At 36.1% G+C, this 20,980-nt stretch carries 29 protein-coding genes and 1 pseudogene; all 30 read left to right on the top strand.

The window, feature by feature from the left end; all coding sequences use genetic code 11:
- The first annotated feature begins 89 nt into the window (after window positions 1–89).
- Window positions 90–404: a DUF2834 domain-containing protein gene (locus tag QUE03_RS12685; protein ID WP_286262005.1), complete on the top strand. Its 315-nt coding sequence runs from the start codon at window positions 90–92 to the stop codon at window positions 402–404.
- 109 nt (window positions 405–513) lie between these two features.
- Window positions 514–936: a hypothetical protein gene (locus tag QUE03_RS12690; protein ID WP_286262008.1), complete on the top strand. Its 423-nt coding sequence runs from the start codon at window positions 514–516 to the stop codon at window positions 934–936.
- A gap of 153 nt (window positions 937–1,089) precedes the next feature.
- Window positions 1,090–1,383, top strand: coding sequence for a hypothetical protein (locus QUE03_RS12695; protein WP_286262009.1), 294 nt, complete (start codon window positions 1,090–1,092; stop codon window positions 1,381–1,383).
- 119 nt (window positions 1,384–1,502) lie between these two features.
- Window positions 1,503–1,868 carry a hypothetical protein gene (locus tag QUE03_RS12700; protein ID WP_286262011.1) on the top strand — a complete coding sequence of 122 codons (366 nt, stop codon included), beginning with the start codon at window positions 1,503–1,505 and terminating at the stop codon, window positions 1,866–1,868.
- Window positions 1,869–1,977: 109 nt separating this feature from the next.
- The gene (locus QUE03_RS12705; protein WP_286267017.1) at window positions 1,978–2,331 is read left to right on the top strand and encodes a 2OG-Fe(II) oxygenase; all 354 of its coding nucleotides are present in this window, start codon (window positions 1,978–1,980) and stop codon (window positions 2,329–2,331) included.
- A 572-nt stretch (window positions 2,332–2,903) separates the two neighbouring features.
- On the top strand, window positions 2,904–3,245 hold the full coding sequence (locus tag QUE03_RS12710; protein WP_286267844.1) for a DoxX-like family protein: 342 nt from the start codon (window positions 2,904–2,906) through the stop codon (window positions 3,243–3,245).
- Window positions 3,246–3,360: 115 nt separating this feature from the next.
- Complete coding sequence (locus tag QUE03_RS12715; RefSeq protein ID WP_286262013.1) at window positions 3,361–3,819, top strand: hypothetical protein; 459 nt, start codon at window positions 3,361–3,363, stop codon at window positions 3,817–3,819.
- A gap of 398 nt (window positions 3,820–4,217) precedes the next feature.
- On the top strand, window positions 4,218–4,571 hold the full coding sequence (locus QUE03_RS12720) for a hypothetical protein (protein ID WP_286262015.1): 354 nt from the start codon (window positions 4,218–4,220) through the stop codon (window positions 4,569–4,571).
- A 180-nt stretch (window positions 4,572–4,751) separates the two neighbouring features.
- Window positions 4,752–5,183 (top strand): hypothetical protein, encoded by a 432-nt coding sequence (locus QUE03_RS12725; protein WP_286262017.1) that lies wholly within the window; start codon window positions 4,752–4,754, stop codon window positions 5,181–5,183.
- 105 nt (window positions 5,184–5,288) lie between these two features.
- Window positions 5,289–5,831: a hypothetical protein gene (locus QUE03_RS12730; RefSeq protein WP_286262019.1), complete on the top strand. Its 543-nt coding sequence runs from the start codon at window positions 5,289–5,291 to the stop codon at window positions 5,829–5,831.
- 14 nt (window positions 5,832–5,845) lie between these two features.
- Entirely contained in the window at window positions 5,846–6,193 is a 348-nt protein-coding gene (locus QUE03_RS12735; RefSeq protein ID WP_286262020.1) for a hypothetical protein, read from the top strand.
- Window positions 6,194–6,319: 126 nt separating this feature from the next.
- Complete coding sequence (locus QUE03_RS12740) at window positions 6,320–7,141, top strand: FRG domain-containing protein (RefSeq protein WP_286262022.1); 822 nt, start codon at window positions 6,320–6,322, stop codon at window positions 7,139–7,141.
- 104 nt (window positions 7,142–7,245) lie between these two features.
- Window positions 7,246–7,839, top strand: a complete 594-nt coding sequence (locus QUE03_RS12745; RefSeq protein ID WP_286262024.1) for a hypothetical protein — start codon at window positions 7,246–7,248, stop codon at window positions 7,837–7,839.
- 103 nt (window positions 7,840–7,942) lie between these two features.
- Window positions 7,943–9,010 (top strand): DUF6414 family protein, encoded by a 1,068-nt coding sequence (locus QUE03_RS12750; RefSeq protein WP_286262025.1) that lies wholly within the window; start codon window positions 7,943–7,945, stop codon window positions 9,008–9,010.
- 87 nt (window positions 9,011–9,097) lie between these two features.
- Window positions 9,098–9,625, top strand: a complete 528-nt coding sequence (locus QUE03_RS12755; protein ID WP_286262027.1) for a GNAT family N-acetyltransferase — start codon at window positions 9,098–9,100, stop codon at window positions 9,623–9,625.
- A 125-nt stretch (window positions 9,626–9,750) separates the two neighbouring features.
- On the top strand, window positions 9,751–10,119 hold the full coding sequence (locus tag QUE03_RS12760; RefSeq protein WP_286262029.1) for a DUF2200 domain-containing protein: 369 nt from the start codon (window positions 9,751–9,753) through the stop codon (window positions 10,117–10,119).
- 131 nt (window positions 10,120–10,250) lie between these two features.
- Complete coding sequence (locus QUE03_RS12765; protein ID WP_286262031.1) at window positions 10,251–10,823, top strand: hypothetical protein; 573 nt, start codon at window positions 10,251–10,253, stop codon at window positions 10,821–10,823.
- 145 nt (window positions 10,824–10,968) lie between these two features.
- On the top strand, window positions 10,969–11,217 hold the full coding sequence (locus QUE03_RS12770; RefSeq protein WP_286262033.1) for a hypothetical protein: 249 nt from the start codon (window positions 10,969–10,971) through the stop codon (window positions 11,215–11,217).
- A gap of 119 nt (window positions 11,218–11,336) precedes the next feature.
- Window positions 11,337–11,660, top strand: a complete 324-nt coding sequence (locus tag QUE03_RS12775; RefSeq protein ID WP_286262035.1) for a low molecular weight protein tyrosine phosphatase family protein — start codon at window positions 11,337–11,339, stop codon at window positions 11,658–11,660.
- 128 nt (window positions 11,661–11,788) lie between these two features.
- Window positions 11,789–12,820 carry a DUF2157 domain-containing protein gene (locus QUE03_RS12780; protein ID WP_286262037.1) on the top strand — a complete coding sequence of 344 codons (1,032 nt, stop codon included), beginning with the start codon at window positions 11,789–11,791 and terminating at the stop codon, window positions 12,818–12,820.
- 138 nt (window positions 12,821–12,958) lie between these two features.
- Window positions 12,959–13,780 (top strand): hypothetical protein, encoded by an 822-nt coding sequence (locus QUE03_RS12785; protein WP_286262039.1) that lies wholly within the window; start codon window positions 12,959–12,961, stop codon window positions 13,778–13,780.
- A gap of 127 nt (window positions 13,781–13,907) precedes the next feature.
- Entirely contained in the window at window positions 13,908–14,477 is a 570-nt protein-coding gene (locus QUE03_RS12790; protein ID WP_286262041.1) for a hypothetical protein, read from the top strand.
- Between the two features lie 107 nt (window positions 14,478–14,584).
- Window positions 14,585–14,908 carry a hypothetical protein gene (locus QUE03_RS12795; protein WP_286262043.1) on the top strand — a complete coding sequence of 108 codons (324 nt, stop codon included), beginning with the start codon at window positions 14,585–14,587 and terminating at the stop codon, window positions 14,906–14,908.
- Window positions 14,909–15,038: 130 nt separating this feature from the next.
- A complete protein-coding gene (locus QUE03_RS12800; RefSeq protein WP_286262045.1) occupies window positions 15,039–15,707 on the top strand; it encodes a DUF6998 domain-containing protein in 669 nt (222 codons plus the stop codon).
- Window positions 15,708–15,792: 85 nt separating this feature from the next.
- Window positions 15,793–16,985, top strand: a protein-coding gene (locus QUE03_RS12805) for an IS3 family transposase (RefSeq protein ID WP_286262047.1) whose coding sequence is annotated in 2 segments (ribosomal slippage) — window positions 15,793–16,098 and window positions 16,101–16,985 — 1,191 coding nt in all. Because the reading frame shifts where the segments join, the coding sequence is not laid out codon by codon here.
- Between the two features lie 138 nt (window positions 16,986–17,123).
- Window positions 17,124–17,912, top strand: coding sequence for a hypothetical protein (locus QUE03_RS12810; RefSeq protein ID WP_286262049.1), 789 nt, complete (start codon window positions 17,124–17,126; stop codon window positions 17,910–17,912).
- A gap of 153 nt (window positions 17,913–18,065) precedes the next feature.
- Window positions 18,066–18,653: a hypothetical protein gene (locus QUE03_RS12815; protein ID WP_286262051.1), complete on the top strand. Its 588-nt coding sequence runs from the start codon at window positions 18,066–18,068 to the stop codon at window positions 18,651–18,653.
- A 161-nt stretch (window positions 18,654–18,814) separates the two neighbouring features.
- Window positions 18,815–19,030 (top strand): hypothetical protein, encoded by a 216-nt coding sequence (locus QUE03_RS12820; protein WP_286262053.1) that lies wholly within the window; start codon window positions 18,815–18,817, stop codon window positions 19,028–19,030.
- Between the two features lie 93 nt (window positions 19,031–19,123).
- Window positions 19,124–20,316, top strand: a pseudogene (locus tag QUE03_RS12825) (IS3 family transposase).
- A gap of 130 nt (window positions 20,317–20,446) precedes the next feature.
- Window positions 20,447–20,938 (top strand): hypothetical protein, encoded by a 492-nt coding sequence (locus QUE03_RS12830; RefSeq protein ID WP_286262055.1) that lies wholly within the window; start codon window positions 20,447–20,449, stop codon window positions 20,936–20,938.
- Window positions 20,939–20,980 lie beyond the last annotated feature (42 nt).

Here is a 20,980-nt window from a genome sequence, read left to right on the forward strand (position 1 = left end):
TGCTCCTGCGTCGCTAATTTTAGCCAACATATTATTTGCCTCTTAACGAGGCGTTATATTTTCACACAGTCTGCCATAAGGAAATTGGTTTGAAGCTACGAATTACATCAATAATTCTATTACTCTTATTTACTGGTTATACCGCATTTACGATGTCAATTGCTCAACAGTCATTGTTAAGTTTTGGCTACCAGTTAATTTCCAGCCCTGATACAGCTCAGGTTATCTTTGATCTATATATTATGGCATTCTTGGCTATGGTTTGGATGTACGATGATTGTAAAAGGTTAGGTAAATCAAATTTGTATTTTTTACCGTTTGCGTTACTAACCTTGGTATTTGTTTCAATTGGCCCGTTACTTTATTTAGCGTTAAAGCCAAATACAGAGGCATCAAAAATATAACAAGCCAATTAAGTCGGGACTGCTAACAGTTTGCTCGGTTCCACTTCGTTTCACATTTTAGCAAACTATTATCAGCCCCTTATTGGGGCGTTAGGTATATAGGTTTTCCATGGAAGAAAAGCATATTTATCGTTCAAAGATCCTAATTTCATATGGGCATGTTTTTGTACTTTTTTTTATCTTAGTCATATTGGATAACGGAATAGATATAAGTATTTCCGCATTTATATTTGCTTCACTGCTAATTCTTATTTTTACCTTAATTGTCATTCGTTTTTATAAAGTAACGATAACTGACAAATACTTAACAGGTTATGATTATTATGGTAAATATCATTCTATTTCTTGGGCAAGTATTGTAAGTGTCAAAGCAACTAGATTCGGGTTTCTGAAGTACATAAAAATTGAAAGTAATGACACAAAAAGTGTTTTATGGGTTCCTCTTTTTCTTGATGGTTTTGCGAGTTTTAAAGTTGAAGCTTTAAAGAGACTCGAAAACAATAACCCTTTGAGAAAATATTTAGAAAAATAAATAGGCAGGTAATATACCTAACAAGCCAATAAAGTGATGGGACTGCTAACAGCTTGCTCGGTTTCGCTTCGCTACACAGTTTAGCAAGCTATCATCAGCCCCTTATTGGGGCGTTAGGTGTCAGTGTTTTCAACTAGTATGGAGTAATAATAAATGGATGAATCAACTATAATTGTACTTTCAGTATTAGCTGTTTTTGTATTAGCAATGTTTATTACTGCTTATGTTGTTAAAAGCACCCCTGAAACCAAAGAGTTTGAGACACTTAAAATACGGTTTGCGGCAGTAACGTTTACAGGAATTATGCTTCTTGTCCTATTAACTGCCGTGTTTGCTGTTGGTCTAAAGTCAGATGCTAGTATGGAGGTTTTTAAAACAGTTATGACAGGCCTATCTCCTATAGCGGGTGGGATAATTGGTTATCTTTTTTCATCAAAAGATAAGTAAAAACACCTAACAAGGCATTCAATCGGACAATTTACAGTTGGCTTTTGTTCGTGCCTCACATATTTTAGCCAACTATAAATAGCCGCTTAATGTGGCGTTAGCTGCCTATGAGAGTTCAGATGAAATTTGTAAAACTATTTCTAATACTTAGTCTGCTCTCTTTAATTGGGGCATATACATATTACACTCAAGCTCTGGAAGTAAATGTTGAAGTTATGCCCCCAGAGTTTAAGTTTTGTAATAAAACTATTACTCGTGGTGACGCTGAATACGTTAAAATCAAAAATTTGTTAATTGAAAATAAAAGTGGGTGGTCTAACGATTGGAATACACCAATTGCTGGTTTAGTTTACTCATATCCTTCTTATTCAATTGTTGTTTTTCCTACAGGTGTTCATGTTGGTTATAAAACGGATAATGGGTATACAAGGCTAATAAAGTCAATAAAACATGATCTTAAAACGTCTTGTAAAAGCGTCAGCTAACAAGTCATTAAAGCAGGAAAATTTACAGTTGGCTGTTTTCACTGCGTTCAACATTTTAGCCAACTATAAATTTCCTCTTAACGAGGCGTTAGGTGTTTCGAGAGTCTGTATGTCTTTTCTGAGTAAATTATTCCGTTGGGAACGAGGCAGGCAAAAATCGGGTTACGATAAGATGCTACTTTGCGGAGCAATGTGGCCTATAAAATTTGATACTTATTTGCTTAAATTCCCTGAAGGAAGTGAAATATCTCCGCATACGGATAAAGTTGTATCAGGTAAACATTATCGATTAAATATCGTATTAAAAAACGCAGATGAAGGCGGTGAGTTTATTTGCTCTAATCCCATTTACGAAACAAAACGGATTAAATTTTTTCGTCCTGATGTAAGCGAACATCAAGTTTCAAAAATTGTAAAAGGTAACAGGTATTTACTTAGTATTGGTTGGGTAAAAAACACCTAACAAGCTGTTCAAGCGGGACAAAAAACAGTTGGCTGTTTTCGTTCCTCAACATTTTAGCCAACTAAATTTTGCCCCTTAACAGGGCGTTATGTTTCAACCTTATCCGATATTTATTGGTAACTCGGGTAGTAGATATTTTCATTTGAAATGGAATTAAGGTGTAAAAACTATGACTAGGTTTCTCTATATTGTTATTTTGTTGTTTATTGTATCAACAACAATAAGTGGCATTATTAACGACAACTTACCTGGCATAGCTTCAGGGAGATCATTACATGGTTACACTATTAATTTCGCTAACAACCCTATTGAATACATAATTGATATTATCTTACGAATCGGAGGTGTAATCTTATTAATATTTTTAATTAAGGAAGACAAAAATAGCGAAAAAGACTAACCAAAATTGTTTGCAAGAAACATAACAAGAATTTAAACAAGGACAAAAAACAGTTGGCTTTTGCTCCTTCGTCGCTTATTTTAGCCAACAATTTTTTGCCTGTTAAATGGGCGTTATACATACAAGGAAGTGTCAGGTGTCATCTGATCAAATTGCTAGATTCATAATTGGAATGAGTTGGCTGTATCATGGAATATTCCCTAAATTGCTACATATTGCTCCTCTAGAAAAAGCAATGACAGCTAGCCTTGGTTTTTCTGAAGAAATCTCTTATTTAATCACTAAATCTGCTGGTATTGGTGAACTCATATTTGGCTTAATCTTTATCGCATTTTATAAGAGTCGTATCGTTATAATTCTAAATATTATGGGCTTAAGTGGTTTGTTGCTATTTGTGGCAATCTTACAGCCCCAGTTATTAGTTGGCGCGTTTAATCCAGTCACAACTAATATTCCCTTAATAGGTTTAAGTTTAATCTTATTAAGTAACACTCAATCTCGACAGCATGGTTAAATGTATGTATAACAAGCTGTTAAAGCGGGACAAAATACAGTTGGCTGTTTTCGCTCCGCTCAATATTTTAGCCAACAATATTATTGCCCCTTAACGAGGGCGTTAGGTGCCCTTAATGGTTCGCGTCACTATAAAAAGAACAAACTGGTTTTTATTTTTCCGACGGTATGAAATAAAAAGTGAATCAGATTTAGGGTACTCTATTGAGAAATCAACACTGGAATTAGAACTCAAAAAAGGTAACCAATTAGTTTTCTCTGGCGATGTTTATGAAAACAGTTATTTTTTCGGTGAAAAAGTTGATGTAAGTAAAATATCATCGCCTAAAACATTTAAATTTAACGACAGTTCTATCATTGAATATTGCGTACCTAAAAAAATAAATGGTAAAAATTCCACAAAGGTATTATTCAACGGGGAATTTACAGCTGAAGTGTTTTATCGTGTTAATTGGTTAAATCTATCAGAATATTGCGATGTAAATATTTTCTCTGAAGATAAAGATGTAATTGATAAAATTATGTTTGCAATCATGCATGACTATAACTTTAATCAACTGTATTTCGGCACCTAACAAGTTACTCAAAAGGACGCAAAACGCTTGGCTTGTGCTCCTTCGTCGCTAATTTTAGCCAAGCATTTATGCGCCCATTAGTAAGGCGTTATGTGTCAACAGAATTCTTACTGTTTTAAGTTGTTAAAACTTAGCTAAGTATTTAATATAAGGCGCATTAATCAGGTGATTAAACGTTTAAGTTCAAGGATTGAATTTACCCTTCGTAGTTCTTTTCCTTTTAAACTTTCTAGTTCAATTACAAATTTAAACTTATGTGTTTAATCAAGCGCTCAGGTTACAGGCGTAACCGCCCTGCTTTGGTCAAACACATAACAAGTTGCTTAAATGGACAAATAACAGTTTGCTCGCGCTTCGCGCATTATAGCAAACCATTATTTGCCAGTTAGCATAGCGTTATGTGTACAAAGGAGTCTGTTGTTAAATTCGAAGTATTTTTAATCTTATCAACTTTTTTTGGTTTGTTGCATGTAGGAACTTTTTTATATTTAAAGAAAACTGGTTCTCATAAAACTTTATACAATGAGCTGAAAATATCTAAATGGTTAATTGCTTTGATGCTATTAATGGGCTTTATGTTAGGTGCTATTTATAACAACAACATTCTATTTGATGAGTCTCAGTTTAGGAAAACAGTAACTCTTATATTATTTACGTTTTCTGTGCCTTTCACTATTGTTGGTTTTGCATGGATTCGGGCGATGAGTCCTGTATTATTTAGGCAGTTATTAAGCGTATTTAAAAAAGGTTAAGTGTAATGTACACATAACAAGAATTTAAAGCGGGACTGCTAACAGTTTGCTCGGTTTCGCTACGCTACACAATTTTAGCAAACTATTATCAGCCCCTTAAATGGGCGTTATGTTGCAGGAGTAATTCTGGATACCGTATTTTTAATTAGCAGTACACCTGTTAATTTTTGGACTCTTTTAATGGCCGGTTTACTTCCTTTAGGGATGGCTTTATTAGTGTTCCGTAATAAATCTAGCCTTTTTAAATATTTCTTTATAGCGTTCTGTTTATTGCATGTATCACTAACTTTGAATAGTTACTTTGAATATCGGAAAGTTTTTACGATATTAAGTACTGAAAATAATAAATTGAAAGTTGTGGAAGGCCTTGTTCAATCTATCGAAGAATATAACTCAAGTATTGAAAAAGTAACTATTTCAAATAAACAATTCTATTTTCACTGGCGAGCAAATAGGTGTATTGAATATAAAACTCTCTCGAAATATTTAGCTGTCGGAGAACAAATTAGAGTTACCTTTCTTCCAACGCGAGCCGGCTTTAGGAAGGAAGATTCTAATTTAAATTCAAATCAAAATATATCGTGTATTTTTAAAATAGAAAAAAGAACATAACAAGCTGTTCAAGACGGGACTGCTAACGTTTGGCTCGGTTTCGCTTCGCTACACATTTTAGCCAAACATTAATCAGCCCCTTAACAGGGCGTTAGGGATACTAGTATGGAAGTGTCATTAAGTTTCGAATTACTGGGTAAGCTTGTTTCTGTCATTGCGGCAGTATTCGGCTTTATCTGGGCTTTCGAGAAGTGGTGGAAAAGGGATGAGCATTTCCCTAGAGTTAACTTTGATATAGCGGCTAATATCATTGATGAAAAAGATGACCTCATAATAGTGGATGTAATATCGACTCTAGAAAACAAAGGCTATGTTCCTCTTAAGATCCAAAATTTTGATTGTGAAATAAGAGCTATAAAATCAGGAGATAACCTTGAGTTGGGCGGAGAAGCTATTCGAAACCAATTAAATTTTTGCCATGAAGTGGCGAATGGGTGCTTTTTTCCAAAAGAGTGGAAGTACTCATTTATATATCCTTCGGTAAAAACTGATTACAACTTTATTACTGTCGTTCCTAGCAGCTGTGAATATCTTCTAGTAAAGGGGCGTTTCAATTACTACAAAAGCACTCGCGGGCATCATGCGGGTGTAGTGTTAAAAATCCCTAACAAGTCACTCCAACGGAACGCTGACGCGTCCGTTGAGTGAGGCGTTAGGTAGCTATGGATAGTACGGCGATAAAATTCAGGGATTCGTGTCTAGAAACATTAAAGTTCTTATCATCTCCTACTGAACAAAAAGAGTTTGCTTCTAAAGTTGAATATATCGACTATAAAAGTGAATTCGCTTGTTGGTGGTTTGACGATTTGGTAATGGAATCTCTGCCAAAGGGAACGGGGTTAATTTCTCAGAGTTTCAACGAAAGTGAGAGGTTTATTCTCTGGGAGTTCACCCAATTCTTTGATCAAAATATTGATAGCCACGACCTACAAATTGATGAATTATTAAAAAATCCTCAATGGCAAAAAGTAGTTGAGGCTGCACAGGTAGCATTTGAGAAATTGGTGTAAAAGCCTACCTAACAAGAATTTAAAGCTGGACTGCTAACAGTTTGCTCGGTTCCGCTTCGCTACACATTTTAGCAAACTATTATCAGCCCCTTAAATGGGCGTTAGCATCACAAGGAGAGTTTGTGCATGAAAGTTAGTTGGGAAGAATATAAATCACTAATAAGTGAACATGTGAAAGATGGAGTTAAACTCGTCTATCGCGGTCAATCTGATTGTTCTTGGAAGCTGCAAACTACACTCCACAGAACTAAATTAATAACAAACTTAGATGCACTTACCGATTACTTTGAAAAAGTAATTCCCTCAGTTCAAGAAAGTATCGAAGCTTGGGACGGAACAAGAAGAGATTTGTCGAATGATTTAGATATGGCGCAGTTCGTAGCGTTTCTTCAACATAACGGTTACCCAACCCCTTTGCTAGATTGGACTGATTCTCCATACGTTGCAGCCTATTTCGCTTTTAATGCTATCGACCCATTTAACGTAGATAATGAGTCAGCGGCTATTTATAGTTTTGACGAATTAAAATGGCTCAGTAAATATGAGCAAATCTACGATTACAAAAGCAATAAGCTCCATGTAAGTTCACTGAGACCATCTTATCGGGGAAACCATAAGCAAATGCTGCAACAAGGTTTGTTTATGTATACAAACTGTGATGATATTGAACAGCATATTGGAAATTTTGAATCGGAGCCTGGAGAGTATTTAAATAAATACGAATTAGACATAAGTGAACGACCAAAGATTATGAATGATCTATCCCTTATGGGTGTTTCCGCTTTACAACTAACTCCAAGCATAGAGGCTGTTTGTAAAAAGTCATTCGAAAATCTAGCAATGCACTTTCAAGTATCAAAACGTGATGAAGTACCAACACGTATGTCGTTTGATTGGCAAAAATATTTGGCGCAAAGTGATGCTAACAAGCCAATCAAGCGGGACTAAAAACAGTTTGCTGTTTTCGTCCCTCAACATTTTAGCAAACAATTTTTAGCCCCTTATTGGGGCGTTATGCTTTTCTCGAAGTTTGGTGTAAGGAATTAGTTTAAGTGAGCAATATTTTTAATGATGTTTCCGATTTTGAATCACGACTTAATTTACCAAAAGACTTTTATCGAGACTTACTAAAAGAAGATGATTGGTCATTTATTATCAAAGTTAGTGCTTTATTTGAAGCTGCCACAACTCACTTATTAGCTATTCGTTTTAGAGCACCTGAAATTGAAACTGAATTAGCATTCTTAGAGCAAGCTAATCCACGCAACGGGAAAATTGTACTTCTTGAAAAAATGGACGCTATATATAAAGAACAGGCTGGTTTTTTAACAAAACTAGCTAATTTGAGAAACCAATTAGCTCACAAAATTGAAAATGTAAATTTTAGCTTTAATGATTACCTAACCAAAATGGATAAAAATCAAGCTAGCGCTTTTGTTAAATGGGCTGGTCACGGAGTGGTAGAAACTGCCGAATACAATGGCTCTCATATCACTAGACACGACTTCGTGACTAGTAACCCAAAGATTTCTATTTGGTTAACAGCGGCAGAAGTTTTGGCTTGTATGAATATAGATATTCAAGGTGTAGAGGCAAGAATTAAAATAGAAGCGTTTGGGTGGTATAAAAGCATAACAAGTCATTAAAGCAGGACAAAAAACAGTTGGTTTTTGCTCCTTCGTCGCTTATTTTAACCAACTATTTTTAGCCTCTTAATGAGGCGTTAGGCTTAAAATCAAAGTGGGTAGCATGGAAGAAGTTAAAGATTTTATTTATTTGGATATGAGTAAGGTAAGTTCCCTTTATAGTCAAGTTTCAGGAGGGATTTTGCAAACGTATGAAGTATCATCAAACACCTCAGAAAACAGCAAAAATCTACGCAATTATAATTTTAAAATATTCAAACATGAAGCTGGTGGAACTGAGACAGAATCACAAGGTCTGAAAGAAGTCAGAGTGAGTCATCATGAGGTATATACGGAATTAGAACGAGAACTATTTAAGCATGGCTACATTGCTGAAATTGGAACGGATGTTACTAAAGAACATGTTGAGTCAGGTGCTGCTACTGATATATTTGAAAGTGCTTTATGTGTAAAAGCTGAAGGACATATCGTATTAGAAGATTATGAAAGAATAACTCGAATAGCTGATAATTATGAGGATGTCACTGGCTTTATTAATAATAGTATCAAGTCCAGTTTAAAAGAGGCTCCTGAGTTAGAGAGCTTTTTTGATAATATAAAAACCATGAAAGAAGACATTAGCAAAACTAAAAATGGTTCTCAGAAAAACAAGAAAATAAATGAGTTAAAAGAACTTGAAAACTCACTAGATACTTTAATCAGCACTAAGTTGGTTGGTAAAGTCGATGAGTGGGTTATTGAGGGGCTTAAAACTTGGGTAAACGTATTTTTGCCAAATATCTTTAATGTACGTCTTTACCCGTTTTCTGATCTTATGAACTTCCATGTAATGTCAAATGTTAAAAGAGAGTTTTTCCTCGATGATGATACTGAATCAGTACACTTTTTATTTGGTTCAAAGCCAACCATTAAAGTAACAATGTTAGGGGTAATCACTTCAATTCCTAAAAGAGATGACGAAGGTTTTGATCCTATGGAGGAATTTGATAGTGAAGATCTTGATCAAAAAGGTAATGAGCATTTATCAGTAGAAAGTGCTTTTCGTGGAATGTTTAGAGGTTTTGACGGCTTAGAAGCAATGATTCGAACCTGTAGGTATCCGCGGATTATGCTTCAACCAATAGCTATATATCGCGCAATTAAGCCTAACAAGTTGCTTAAACGGACGTAAAACAGTTGGCTTGCGTTCGTGCCTCACTAATTTTAGCCAACAATTTTACGCCGCTTAGCAAGGCGTTATATTGCCACGGAGCACTAGGTGAAAATTTCCAATTCTAGAATAAAGTTAGCTAAGTTTGTTGAAGCCGATTTTAATATATTCGCAGATATGAGAATGTGTCCTGAAATGATGGAACATATATATACACCATTTACATTGGAAGAAGTTAAGCAACAATTTTCTGCTTACTTAGCCCCATGGGATAAATCTAGCAATGATTGGTTATCTTTTTCTATTGAGCTTATTTCTTCTGGTGAAAAAGTTGGAAATATCGGATTAAAAATCAAAGATCATGAATCTAAGGTTGCAGAGGTCGGCTTTATGATAAGAAAACAATCCCAAGGTAAAGGTATTGCCTCAGAAGCTCTTTCTCTTGCTAAAAACTTTGCATTTAACGATTTAGGTTTAAATAAAATAGAAGCCACTTGCTCTACTGCAAACCAAGCATCTTTTTCATTATTAGAGAAACATGGTTTTAAACAAGAAACGGTGCTAAAAAATAACTCAGTTATAAACGGTAAGTCAGTTGATGATTTTCTTTACGGTTTGGTAAAACAGGCAATATAACAAGCTGTTCAAGCGGGACTGCTAAAGTTTGGCTAGGTTTCGCTACGCTACACAGTTTAGCCAAACATTTATCAGCCCCTTAACAGGGCGTTATATGCAATTCAAATTTAGAGTCTGGATTAACAATGGAAGATACACAAAAACAAGATCAACAAATTGCATGTATGATTTTCTCGGACATTTACCCTTTATACCTCGCAAAAGTAGAACGCAAAGGTAGAACCGCTAAAGAGCTTCAAGAAGTTATTTTATGGCTTACTGGTTACAACGAAATGACTTTGCAAACCATGATTGATAATCAAGTCACGTTTACAGAATTTTTTGCTAAGGCAACAATTAATCCAAATGCAAAACTAATTAAAGGAAAAATTTGTGGTTATAAAGTCGAAGACATTAAAACGCCTTTAACACAGCAAGCAAGGTATCTGGATAAATTAGTAGACGAGCTTGCCAAAGGCAAAAAAATGGAGAAAATACTAAGAGATCCAAAATAGCAATATATGCATATAACAAGCTGTTCAAGGCGGGACTGCTAACGTTTGGCTCGGTTTCGCTTCGCTACACATTTTAGCCAAACATTAATCAGCCCCTTAACAGGGCGTTAGGGTTACAGGGATAGTTTGGTATGTATTTTCGAGTTTTTATTCTTTCACTACTTTTATCTGGGTGTACCTCGCAATTATGGCAAGCACCAAATTACGAGGAAAAGATAACGGGCTTCTTTGGTGTTAAAAACGAAGATTTGCTCATAGTAACAGGTCAAAAATTTAGTTACGTCTTTGAGGCAAACCAAAACCTCAAAGACACTCTGATTCTAAGTCGCAGCATTGAGTTTAACCCTAGATATAATGGGTTTAAATTAGATGAACACAATAATGTTATCGGTACTTTAAGCTTAATTTCATTCAAAGCTACTCAGAAAAAGAAATTGAGTAGCTTAGGCTTTATTGAAGATAAATATGGGAATATGGAAATTAAGCTTCAATTAAAAGGTAAACGATACATTGTTGAAGGAAGTTTCCCTTTTGTAGAGCTAGAAGACGATCACTATTTACTCGTCGAAACACCTGAAAGTGGTATAGCAACAGCAGGAAAAATAGTAGCAACTCCAGCTACTGTAGCAATTGACGCTATGGCAGCTATCCCAATAGGCGCAATGTTTGCAATACTAGGTGTGATGAATAAGTCAGGCTTATAAGTAACCCTAACAAGTCACTCAAAAGGACAAATAACAGTTGGTTTTTGCTCCTTCGTCGCTTATTTTAACCAACTATTATTTGCCTCTTAGTGAGGCGTTAGAGAGCTAAAAGTGTTTAATCATATTTTGGGTGCAAAATAGCACAATGAAATTACCTAAACTAAAAAGTAAGTTTTCTATAATAGAAGGTATTTGCGCTTTCGCTGTTTTAATTGGAGTCAATTATCTTTGGGAAGTTATTCCCAGCAGAGAGTTTACTTATAAAAATATATTCATAAGTGAAACCGCAAACCCTTTTGCATTTTGGCTAATGGTTGCCTTTATGTCATTCGTTACAATTTTTGCCTTGTACGGAGCTTTATTCATGGAATTTGATAAGCGTAATTATAAATAGCTCTCTAACAAGGCACTCAAAAGGACAAATAACAGTTGGCTGTTTGCTCCTTCGTCGCTTATTTTAGCCAACAATTTTTTGCCTCTTAGTGAGGCGTTATATGCCAAGAAAGGAATCGTGTGAATCTACTATTTGTTTGCTCCGAAAATAGATTAAGAAGCCCAACTGGTGAAGAGGTATTCTCTCAATATGATGGAATTAACTCTATTGGTTGTGGCACTAACTCAGACGCTGAAACACCTGTTAGTGGTGATCTAGTTGAATGGGCAGATATAATCTTCGTAATGGAAAAGACACATCGCAATAAAACCTCTAAAAAGTTTAAAGACTTACTTAAAGGTAAAAAACTTGTGTGCTTAGATATTCCTGATAACTACGATAGAATGCAACCTGAGCTAGTAAAAATACTAAAAAACAGAGTGTTAAAGCATATTCGCATATAGGCATATAACAAGCTGTTCAAGGCGGGACTGCTAACAGTTTGCTCGGTTTCGCTTCGCTACACATTTTAGCAAACAATTATCAGCCCCTTAACAGGGCGTTAGATGCTCATCATAGAAAGGAGTCTTGATTGAACTTTAATAAAAAGAATTTGGAAGATGCTGTCAGTGAAAATATTATTTCATTAGAGCAGTCTGAAAAGTTAATAGAGTTTTTAAATAAACAACCAAACGCAACTCCTAAGTTCGATTTTACACACGTTCTTTATTATATAGGCGGAATGATTGCAATTGGAGCAATGACGCTTTTTATGAACTTAGGGTGGGAGTCTTTCGGTGGAATTGGAATATTATTTATTTCTCTATTTTATGGTGCAGTTGGATTAAAACTGACTAATATCTTCAAATCTAAAGGATTAGCTATTCCTGCTGGTATTTGCGGCACGTTTGTTATCGCGTTAACTCCATTAGCCGTTTATGGACTTCAACATGCACTGGGTGTTTGGCCTGATGAAAGTGTTTATCGCGAATACCACCGATACATAAAGTGGCATTGGCTTTACATGGAATTAAGTACCCTAGCTGTAGGTGCTATTATTGCTTGGAAATATAAATATCCTTTCTTAATCATGCCTATTGCAGTTACGCTTTGGTACTTAACCATGGATGTCGCCGTGATGATTAATGGCGGGGATTATAGTTGGGAGCTAAGAAAATTAGTTTCTATGTATACGGGGTTGCTTATGATAGCTCTCGCTTTTTGGGTTGATATTAGATCGCACAATAAAGCGGACTATTCATTTTGGATTTATCTTTTTGGCGTTATTGCTTTTTGGGGCGGGATGTCACTTCAACATTCAGATAGTGAATTGTCTAAGTTTATATATTTCTCCATTAACATTTTCATGATCTTTGCGGGTGTTTTAATTGTCAGGAGAGTGTTTGTCGTATTTGGGGCAATAGGTTGCTCTGGTTACATCGGACATTTAGCGTCAAATATATTTAAAGATAGTTGGTTATTTCCTATCACATTAACTCTGCTTGGATTGTTCGTTATTTATTTGGGAGTTCTTTGGCAAAAAAATGAATCGCTAATTACAACAAAAGCGAGAAGCTTTTTGCCTGTAGCATTACGTGAGTTATTAGAATCTAAGCATGCGTAGTTGCATCTAACAAGTTACTCAAAAGGACACAAAACGCTTGGCTTGTGCTCCTTCGTCGCTAATTTTAGCCAAGCATTTATGCGCCCATTAGTAAGGCGTTAGAGTTTACATCAACTTTCAGCCATACATGGATAGCATATGAAAAAAGAAACAGAAAAACTATTAGCATATATATTTGGTGTAACATTCGTTTTAGCTATATTAGCCGCCGCTATTTTCATACCCAAACCGGAGCCTTTTCAATATGAAGTTTTCAAAATAGTATTAGCTCTTGCTACTGCAGGTGTTGCCGCATTTATTCCTGGATTTATAAGCGTTAAGGTTGGGGACTGGGTTCGAGCTGGTGGTGCAATAGCTGTTTTTGTTATCGTCTTTTTCTTTAGCCCTGCAAGGTTAGCCGTAGATCCTGTTCCGCCAATTACTACTGCTGACATGCTTAAATCTTATGAACTTGGGAGATCGCTAGAATATGTAAAAGACGAAATAGATAATCATATTAGTTACAAAAACGGTACTGGTGAATTTGATGATATGTCTGATCTGATTTATACAAATGAGAAAATGGAAGCTATTAGTCGAATGGAGTATTTGGGTTTTGACCGTAATGATGAGCTAGCTATGCTCAGAACTAGAACTCTTTCTCAATGGGAGGGAGTTAATGAAGCTTGGGAACTTATTTCTCGTTTAGAGGGGTATTTGGAAAAAAAATCAAAAACGCTATATTACCTATTCAAAGCATCATTTATAGCTGAACGAATTAATGCGACGATTCAAGAAAATCCAGATGAAAGTATTATTGTTTGGAGTGAAGAATTAATAGGTTATTTAAAGTGGCTATCTGAGAATGAACCTGCTTTAAAAGGGCTACAGTATAAATCTAAGTTTTCGAATACTGAAAATGATCTTAGATATTTAGAAGTTTCAGATAACCTTATTGAGTTGCTAGAAAGTAAACTCTAACAAGTTGCTTAAACGGACAAAAAACAGCTGGCTTTTGCTTGTTCCTCGCTAATTTTAGCCAGCTAATTTATTGCCGCTTAGCAAAGCGTTATAACGCAAATCGAACCGCTCGTGTACAGGATGTAGTATGGCACTTCAAGACTCTAACCCTGAGAGAAGAAACTTATCAGTTTTAGCTCTATCAATTATTATTTTTTTTCTTGCTGATGGTAAGTTTACCGATAATACCGTTCGGTTACAGGTAATAAACATTGATTTTTCTAACCCTCAAATTCTTGTAGTTTTTGTTTGGGGTTTACTTGTTTGGTTTATGTTTCGGTATTGGTTAATACATCAGGGCGAATGGAGAAAAGACTTTTACGCTGAATTAAGCTATGTACCAAAGTTCTTTTACAATAAATATTTAACTAAAAAATTTGGCTTAACTAATGATTATTCTCGGTCATATCATGATGATCGGCATTGGTTTATGTTTGACAACAATCACGGAAACAGTCTTAAGTTTAAACATATTTTTAAAAGTGAAGCTAACGCTCAACTGAATGAAACAAAGGATATCATTACGTTAGGAGACAAACTGCTTCTATTTTTATGTGCAATTTATATCTTTTTCAGGAAACCCAGTTTATCAGGTCACTTTGTACCATACTTTTTATTTCTATGGGCTTGTGGTTTGGGTGTTAGAAATGCGTTATAACAAGCTAATTAATAAGGACAAAAAACAGTTTGCTGTTTTCGTTCCTCAACATTTTAGCAAACAATTTTTTGCCCATTATTAGGGCGTTATGTTTCACGGAGGAACAAATGAAAACGGCAGGCATTGCGATAGTAAGTTTTATTTTTGGTGCACTCCTAAGTGGTTTAATAGGCTTTAAATTTGCTATGGGAATTGGTTATCAAGCTGTGATTGGAAAATTATCTGACAACGTAATTTTTTATCGACAAATTGAGCAAGGGGATTCAGAGCTAACGCAGTTTGCTATTGAGTCATCTTTGGAATGGTTTATAAGTATGGCTAATGATGGTGAAAACTCGATTTGGGTTTCGACAACTGACAGCGATAAACAAATCCTAGCTAGAGCTAAAGAGTTACAATCACAGATTCAGCTTAAAAATAGTAGCAAGTAAAACCTAACAAGCGCATTAAGCACGGGACTGCTAACAGTTTGCTCGGTTCCGCTTCGCTTCACATTTTAGCAAACTATTATCAGCCCCTTATGCGGGCGTTAGGCAAATTCATTTATATACTGGAGTATCAGTGGCTCTTACACAAATGCAAATCATCCAATCACTTGGTGAAGCAATGTCTTGGTTTGAGAGAGAACTACAATGGGGAGTTCCTCCTACAGAGTTAAGACATTTAAGTGGTCGCATTGGTGAGCTTTACACTGCTTTGATCATGAATGGTCAAATGGCAACAGAGGTTAACCAAAAAGGTTATGACGTTGTTAGCTCCAAAGGGGAGCGTATTTCAGTAAAGACAACAGCCATGATGGGAAGCTCTGGACATATTGCGTTTAACCCAAATACCCTAGATAAAGTTGACCGAGTGGTCATTCTTTGGATTAACACTGAAGAAATGCAAATTGAGATATTACTTAACGAACCTAAAGAAGCGGCTGTAGAATTAATGGGGAATGTTAGTTCAAATGGTAAAACGTCCATTTCATTGTCAAAATTAAGGTCTCCAGCTATCGAAAAATTGAATATTCCTGCTATTAAAATTGCAGATTATAAGTCGTATACAATTCAAGAATTAGAAAATGGCACTATAACCGTATGTTCAAATGGAGAGATTATTTCACCATCAAAGCCTGTTTTAAGAGAGATCGCTTTACATTTCAATTTAAGTCTCTTGAATGGTAACGGTAACCCTTATAACACTAGGCAATTGGGTAGTTTGGTAATTAAAGCGATTAATAGCTAAACATTTGCCTAACAAGTCGCTCAAGAGGGAAAATGTAGTTCCCCCGTTTTAGTGGACACCTCCTCATCACATTGAGGAGGCTAAAATGCCTAGATATACCCAACCCAGAAAAACCTGGCTTTATCCCGTCAATTTCAAAATAAAAGCAGTCGAACTAAGCTTAAGAGACGATGTCATGTCAAAGGATGTTGCTCAAGCACTCGATATTCATCTGTTAATGCTCAGTCGTTGGCGCAAAGAATATCGAGAAGGAAAGTTTAAGAACAAGCCTCGCTACCACTGCAACACTGAATTAATGAGTAAAGTGCCTAGTAAAAAAGAACTGAATAAAATCAAACAACTGCAAAAAGAAAACCAACGGTTAAAGCAGGAAAACGACTTGTTAAAAAAGTGGCAACGGTATCTGGCGGAAGTCCACCAGAGCGATTTGGATTCATCCAAGCACACGGAAAACGATTAGGTGTTACCTACTTATGTGCGTGGTTAAACGTGTCACGCAGTGGTTATTACGCGTGGTGTAGTCGAGCTGAATCATCACGGACGCTAGCGGATAAAAAGTTACTTGAGCATATTAAGCGTGTGTTTAAACACAACAAACAAACTTACGGTAGCCCAAGCGTATTTCATGCGCTAAAACGAGAAGGTATTCGCACCAGTAGAAAACGTGTCGCGCGACTAATGCAAGAACACGGTTTACGAGCACGAGCGATTAAAACCTACAGTAAGCCTGCAAAGGTTAAGTTCTTTTATAAAGCCATTGAAAATCACCGTAAAGACAGTGAAAAACCTACGGCTATTAACCTGCAATGGTCGGGGGATATCACTTATTTAAGAGTCAGTAATCGTTGGTACTACTTGGCTGTGGTACTCGATTTGTTCTCAAGGCGCATTATTGGTTGGTCGTTAGGCCAACAGAAATCGACTGACCTCACCATGAAAGCATTAAAGCAAGCATTAGCCCAACGAAAACCATCAGATACGGTGTTATTCCATACTGATAGAGGTGCTGAATATCGCGCCCATGTCATGCAAGCTTTTTTGAAGAAACGGAACGTGAAAGCGAGCATGAATCGCCCAGGATGCTGTACAGACAATGCAGAAGTTGATTCGTTTTTTCATTCGTTAAAAGCTGATGTTATCCGTGGACATATTTTTAACAGCGTTGATAAATTACGTGTTTTATTAAAGAGTTACTTAAATCACTTTTACAATAGACAGCGTTTACATTCGAGTTTAGGATATAAAACACCTGCTGAATTTGAATTAGCAGCAAATTAACACACGGAGCGTGTCCACTTTATCGGGGCAAGATCACAAAAAACAGTTGGTTTTTGCTCCTGCGTCGCTTATTTTAACCAACTATTTTCTGCCTCTTAACAGGGGCGTTAGCAATATTAGTGAAGAAATGGAGTATATATGAAATTCAGAGTCTTATTTTTGTTTATTACTTTTATGCCTTTTTTTTCCCACTCTGCAATAACCATTGAGGGTACAGTATTAGATGGTAAAGGTGTTCCTGTTTCAAAATGCGATGTTTTCTTTAATAAAGAAAAGTGGATAACTAAAGAAAGTGTACATGTAACTTGTAACGAACATGGTCAATATACGGCACAGATTGAACCCGGATTTTATAACTCATTGTATATATGTGATGAGGATAAATATGCTAAAACAGCACTGGAGTTTTGGGGGTGGAATTTAAATTTGACTGAATCTCAGGTCATTAATGCATCATTTGAGACTATTGAAGTGTATAGTCTATCTACATGGGCATCAAATGGGGGCTCAAATTCAGTTTTTGCATCTTTTAGACCTATGTTATTGCAAAACTCATCTGAAACCCAAAAAATGCAATTGAAAAAAGATAACTTCATACAAAAAGTAGTGAATGGAAAGAAAATAGCCATATTAAATATAGCCCCTGAATTATCTGACGAATTGATTTTAGGTTTTATAGATAACAAACCGATAGATTTGATAGATTACTTTTGGACTTATGAAAAACTAGATGGGTGTGGGCATTTCCCCAAAGACTTTGATCTATCAAGTGGTTGTTATATGCCAATGGTCATTGCTCAATTTAGAAAGCCAAAACTTGAACAGGGACAGCATACTTTAAAGGTGAAGCTTACAGATCAAAAATCAGGGCAAATAGGCGAGGGAATAACACACTTTACTTCCAATAATTCAGGCTATGGTTTTTAATATTGCTAACAAACAATTCAAGTGGACTGCAAATTTTTGGCTCAGCTCGTACCTTGCTAATTTTAGCCAAAAATTTGCAGCAACTTAATTGGGCATTAGGTGCATAAGTGGTTCAGTGCATTATTTGAATTCATGTCTTTAACTAGGATAGAAATGACAAAATTAAAGTACAAATTTGCTGAACGAGTTCCTGATATATTATTGGAATCGTTTTTTATCGTAGTTGCTCTGTTGTTAGCACTGGCTCTTGATCAGTGGAGAGATGAACAAAAAGGACTGGAGCTAGCCAAAAATGCGAAAAGTGCCATTTATGCTGAGCTAACGGACAATAAACAAAAGCTAGATGATAAAATAATAGCTCATGAAAAAATATTAGAAGCAATTAATTCATATATTAAAAAAGTAGATGAAAAAGAGTCAAATGCCAACGAGTTAGAATTTGAGTATACAATGGTTCTTATTTCTAGTTCGGCATGGAATTCAGCGAAAATGACACAGGTTGTACAGTCGTTTAGCTTTAAAGAAATAACAAGCTTCTCCCAAATGTATCAAATGCAAGATCTTTATCTTTCAAATCAGGATAAAATCATAGATAAGGTTATGGAAATGGGTGAATTAAAAGAGGATGAACTACATGGGTTCGCCAAAGGCTTATCGCATCGTTTGGCTATATTAATAGAGATTAATAAGAGTTTTAGTAAAGGCTTGGAGTCGGTAATTACCCAAAGTAGTAGTAGTTAATTTTCATCTAGCACCTAACAAGCGCATTAAGCAACGGGACAAATAACAGTTGGTTGGGTTTCGCTGCGCTACACATTTTAACCAACTATTATTTAGCCCCTTATTGGGGCGTTAGCTGCCTCTAAAAATGTCTGCATTTGTTGTATTTCAAGGGATGATTTATGAATAAAACAGGAATGTTTATTTTTGGTTTGGCATTTTTTGCTCTAGGTATGTATGACTTATCTCTAAGTGTAACTAATGGGTTTGCTGCTGGCAATATGTCTCCTCGAGACATTACAACTGATAGAAATCCAATTGAGTTTTTTCTTTCTATAACATTTAAATTTGTAGTTGGTTTTTTATCCATTAAGTATTCACTTTCAAATAAAAAGTAATTATTAGTGACTGCAGCTAACAAGCAACTAAAGCGGGACTGTGTAGTTCCCCCGTTTTAGTGGACACCTCCTCATCACATTGAGGAGGCTAAAATGCCTAGATATACCCAACCCAGAAAAACCTGGTTTTATCCCGTCAATTTCAAAATAAAAGCAGTCGAACTAAGCTTAAGAGACGATGTCATGTCAAAGGATGTTGCTCAAGCACTCGATATTCATCTGTTAATGCTCAGTCGTTGGCGCAAAGAATATCGAGAAGGAAAGTTTAAGAACAAGCCTCGCTACCACTGCAACACTGAATTAATGAGTAAAGTGCCTAGTAAAAAAGAGCTGAATAAAATCAAACAACTGCAAAAAGAAAACCAACGGTTAAAGCAGGAAAACGACTTGTTAAAAAAGTGGCAACGGTATCTGGCGGAAGTCCACCAGAGCGATTTGGATTCATCCAAGCACACGGAAAACGATTAGGTGTTACCTACTTATGTGCGTGGTTAAACGTGTCACGCAGTGGTCATTACGCGTGGTGTAGTCGAGCTGAATCATCACGGACGCTAGCGGATAAAAAGTTACTTGAGCATATTAAGCGTGTGTTTAAACACAACAAACAAACTTACGGTAGCCCAAGCGTATTTCATGCGCTAAAACGAGAAGGTATTCGCACCAGTAGAAAACGTGTCGCGCGACTAATGCAAGAACACGGTTTACGAGCACGAGCGATTAAAACCTACAGTAAGCCTGCAAAGGTTAAGTTCTTTTATAAAGCCATTGAAAATCACCGTAAAGACAGTGAAAAACCTACTTCTATTAACCTGCAATGGTCGGGGGATATCACTTATTTATGAGTCAGTAATCGTTGGTACTACTTGGCTGTGGTACTCGATTTGTTCTCAAGGCGCATTATTGGTTGGTCGTTAGGCCAACAGAAATCAACTGACCTCACCATGAAAGCATTAAAGCAAGCATTAGCTCAACGAAAACCATCAGATACGGTGTTATTCCATACTGATAGAGGTGCTGAATATCGCGCCCATGTCATGCAAGCTTTTTTGAAGAAACGGAACGTGAAAGCGAGCATGAATCGCCCAGGATGCTGTACAGACAATGCAGAAGTTGAATCGTTTTTTCATTCGTTAAAAGCTGATGTTATCCGTGGACATATTTTTAACAGCGTTGATAAATTACGTGTTTTATTAAAGAGTTACTTAAATCACTTTTACAATAGACAGCGTTTACATTCGAGTTTAGGATATAAAACACCTGCTGAATTTGAATTAGCAGCAAATTAACACACGGAGCGTGTCCACTTTATCGGGGCAAGAACAAAATAACAGTTGGTTTTTGCTCCTGCGTCGCTTATTTTAACCAACTATTTTCTGCCTCTTAACAGGGGCGTTATACAACTCTATGGTTCGGTGAATGTCTAAACTATTTATTCCTACTAATTTTAAAATCCCTATAAGCTTTGATGTTAAGGACTTCCATATTTGTCCTTTAGACAGGAATGTTGCTGAATTAGACTTTGAGGCAGTGATGTCTTGTCACAATGAACTTAGAGGTGTATTTGGTCCAAATGATTCTTGGCCAAAGCCACATATGACTTTGGCAGATAGCATAGCTAGTTTACTTGTTCATGAAGATGAATTTAAAAATAGAGAAGCTTTCGCATACTCTGTTTTAACTACGGATAAAAATATATGTCTCGGTTCTATTTACATAGATCCATGCAACTTAAAGCAATACGAATGTGAAGTTTATTTTTGGGTGCGTTCTGATAGGATTGATTTAGAAAATAAACTGTTTGCATTTATATCGAGCTGGTTGCAAAAAGAATGGCCTTTTAAAAATGTAGTTTACCCTGGCAGAAGCGTTTCATGGAAAAACTGGGAGCAACAATTAAAAGTTGTATAACAAGCAATTCAAGCGGGACTGTGTAATTGGGCGTTATATTTT

Origin of the sequence: Thalassotalea atypica, assembly GCF_030295975.1 — a bacterium.
Classification (GTDB): domain Bacteria; phylum Pseudomonadota; class Gammaproteobacteria; order Enterobacterales; family Alteromonadaceae; genus Thalassotalea_F; species Thalassotalea_F atypica.

What these genes read in the sequence shown, in the direction of transcription:
- QUE03_RS12790 (WP_286262041.1), top strand. Translation starts at nt 13,908, where the DNA reads ATGGCACTTCAAGACTCTAACCCTGAGAGAAGAAACTTATCAGTTTTA.
- QUE03_RS12705 (WP_286267017.1), top strand. Translation starts at nt 1,978, where the DNA reads ATGTCTTTTCTGAGTAAATTATTCCGTTGGGAACGAGGCAGGCAAAAA.
- QUE03_RS12760 (WP_286262029.1), top strand. Translation starts at nt 9,751, where the DNA reads ATGGAAGATACACAAAAACAAGATCAACAAATTGCATGTATGATTTTC.
- QUE03_RS12730 (WP_286262019.1), top strand. Translation starts at nt 5,289, where the DNA reads ATGGAAGTGTCATTAAGTTTCGAATTACTGGGTAAGCTTGTTTCTGTC.
- QUE03_RS12795 (WP_286262043.1), top strand. Translation starts at nt 14,585, where the DNA reads ATGAAAACGGCAGGCATTGCGATAGTAAGTTTTATTTTTGGTGCACTC.
- QUE03_RS12765 (WP_286262031.1), top strand. Translation starts at nt 10,251, where the DNA reads ATGTATTTTCGAGTTTTTATTCTTTCACTACTTTTATCTGGGTGTACC.
- QUE03_RS12820 (WP_286262053.1), top strand. Translation starts at nt 18,815, where the DNA reads ATGAATAAAACAGGAATGTTTATTTTTGGTTTGGCATTTTTTGCTCTA.
- QUE03_RS12810 (WP_286262049.1), top strand. Translation starts at nt 17,124, where the DNA reads ATGAAATTCAGAGTCTTATTTTTGTTTATTACTTTTATGCCTTTTTTT.
- QUE03_RS12695 (WP_286262009.1), top strand. Translation starts at nt 1,090, where the DNA reads ATGGATGAATCAACTATAATTGTACTTTCAGTATTAGCTGTTTTTGTA.
- QUE03_RS12710 (WP_286267844.1), top strand. Translation starts at nt 2,904, where the DNA reads ATGAGTTGGCTGTATCATGGAATATTCCCTAAATTGCTACATATTGCT.
- QUE03_RS12770 (WP_286262033.1), top strand. Translation starts at nt 10,969, where the DNA reads ATGAAATTACCTAAACTAAAAAGTAAGTTTTCTATAATAGAAGGTATT.
- QUE03_RS12720 (WP_286262015.1), top strand. Translation starts at nt 4,218, where the DNA reads ATGTGTACAAAGGAGTCTGTTGTTAAATTCGAAGTATTTTTAATCTTA.
- QUE03_RS12715 (WP_286262013.1), top strand. Translation starts at nt 3,361, where the DNA reads ATGGTTCGCGTCACTATAAAAAGAACAAACTGGTTTTTATTTTTCCGA.
- QUE03_RS12725 (WP_286262017.1), top strand. Translation starts at nt 4,752, where the DNA reads ATGGCCGGTTTACTTCCTTTAGGGATGGCTTTATTAGTGTTCCGTAAT.
- QUE03_RS12785 (WP_286262039.1), top strand. Translation starts at nt 12,959, where the DNA reads ATGAAAAAAGAAACAGAAAAACTATTAGCATATATATTTGGTGTAACA.
- QUE03_RS12690 (WP_286262008.1), top strand. Translation starts at nt 514, where the DNA reads ATGGAAGAAAAGCATATTTATCGTTCAAAGATCCTAATTTCATATGGG.
- QUE03_RS12735 (WP_286262020.1), top strand. Translation starts at nt 5,846, where the DNA reads ATGGATAGTACGGCGATAAAATTCAGGGATTCGTGTCTAGAAACATTA.
- QUE03_RS12740 (WP_286262022.1), top strand. Translation starts at nt 6,320, where the DNA reads ATGAAAGTTAGTTGGGAAGAATATAAATCACTAATAAGTGAACATGTG.
- QUE03_RS12700 (WP_286262011.1), top strand. Translation starts at nt 1,503, where the DNA reads ATGAAATTTGTAAAACTATTTCTAATACTTAGTCTGCTCTCTTTAATT.
- QUE03_RS12830 (WP_286262055.1), top strand. Translation starts at nt 20,447, where the DNA reads ATGTCTAAACTATTTATTCCTACTAATTTTAAAATCCCTATAAGCTTT.
- QUE03_RS12815 (WP_286262051.1), top strand. Translation starts at nt 18,066, where the DNA reads ATGACAAAATTAAAGTACAAATTTGCTGAACGAGTTCCTGATATATTA.
- QUE03_RS12750 (WP_286262025.1), top strand. Translation starts at nt 7,943, where the DNA reads ATGGAAGAAGTTAAAGATTTTATTTATTTGGATATGAGTAAGGTAAGT.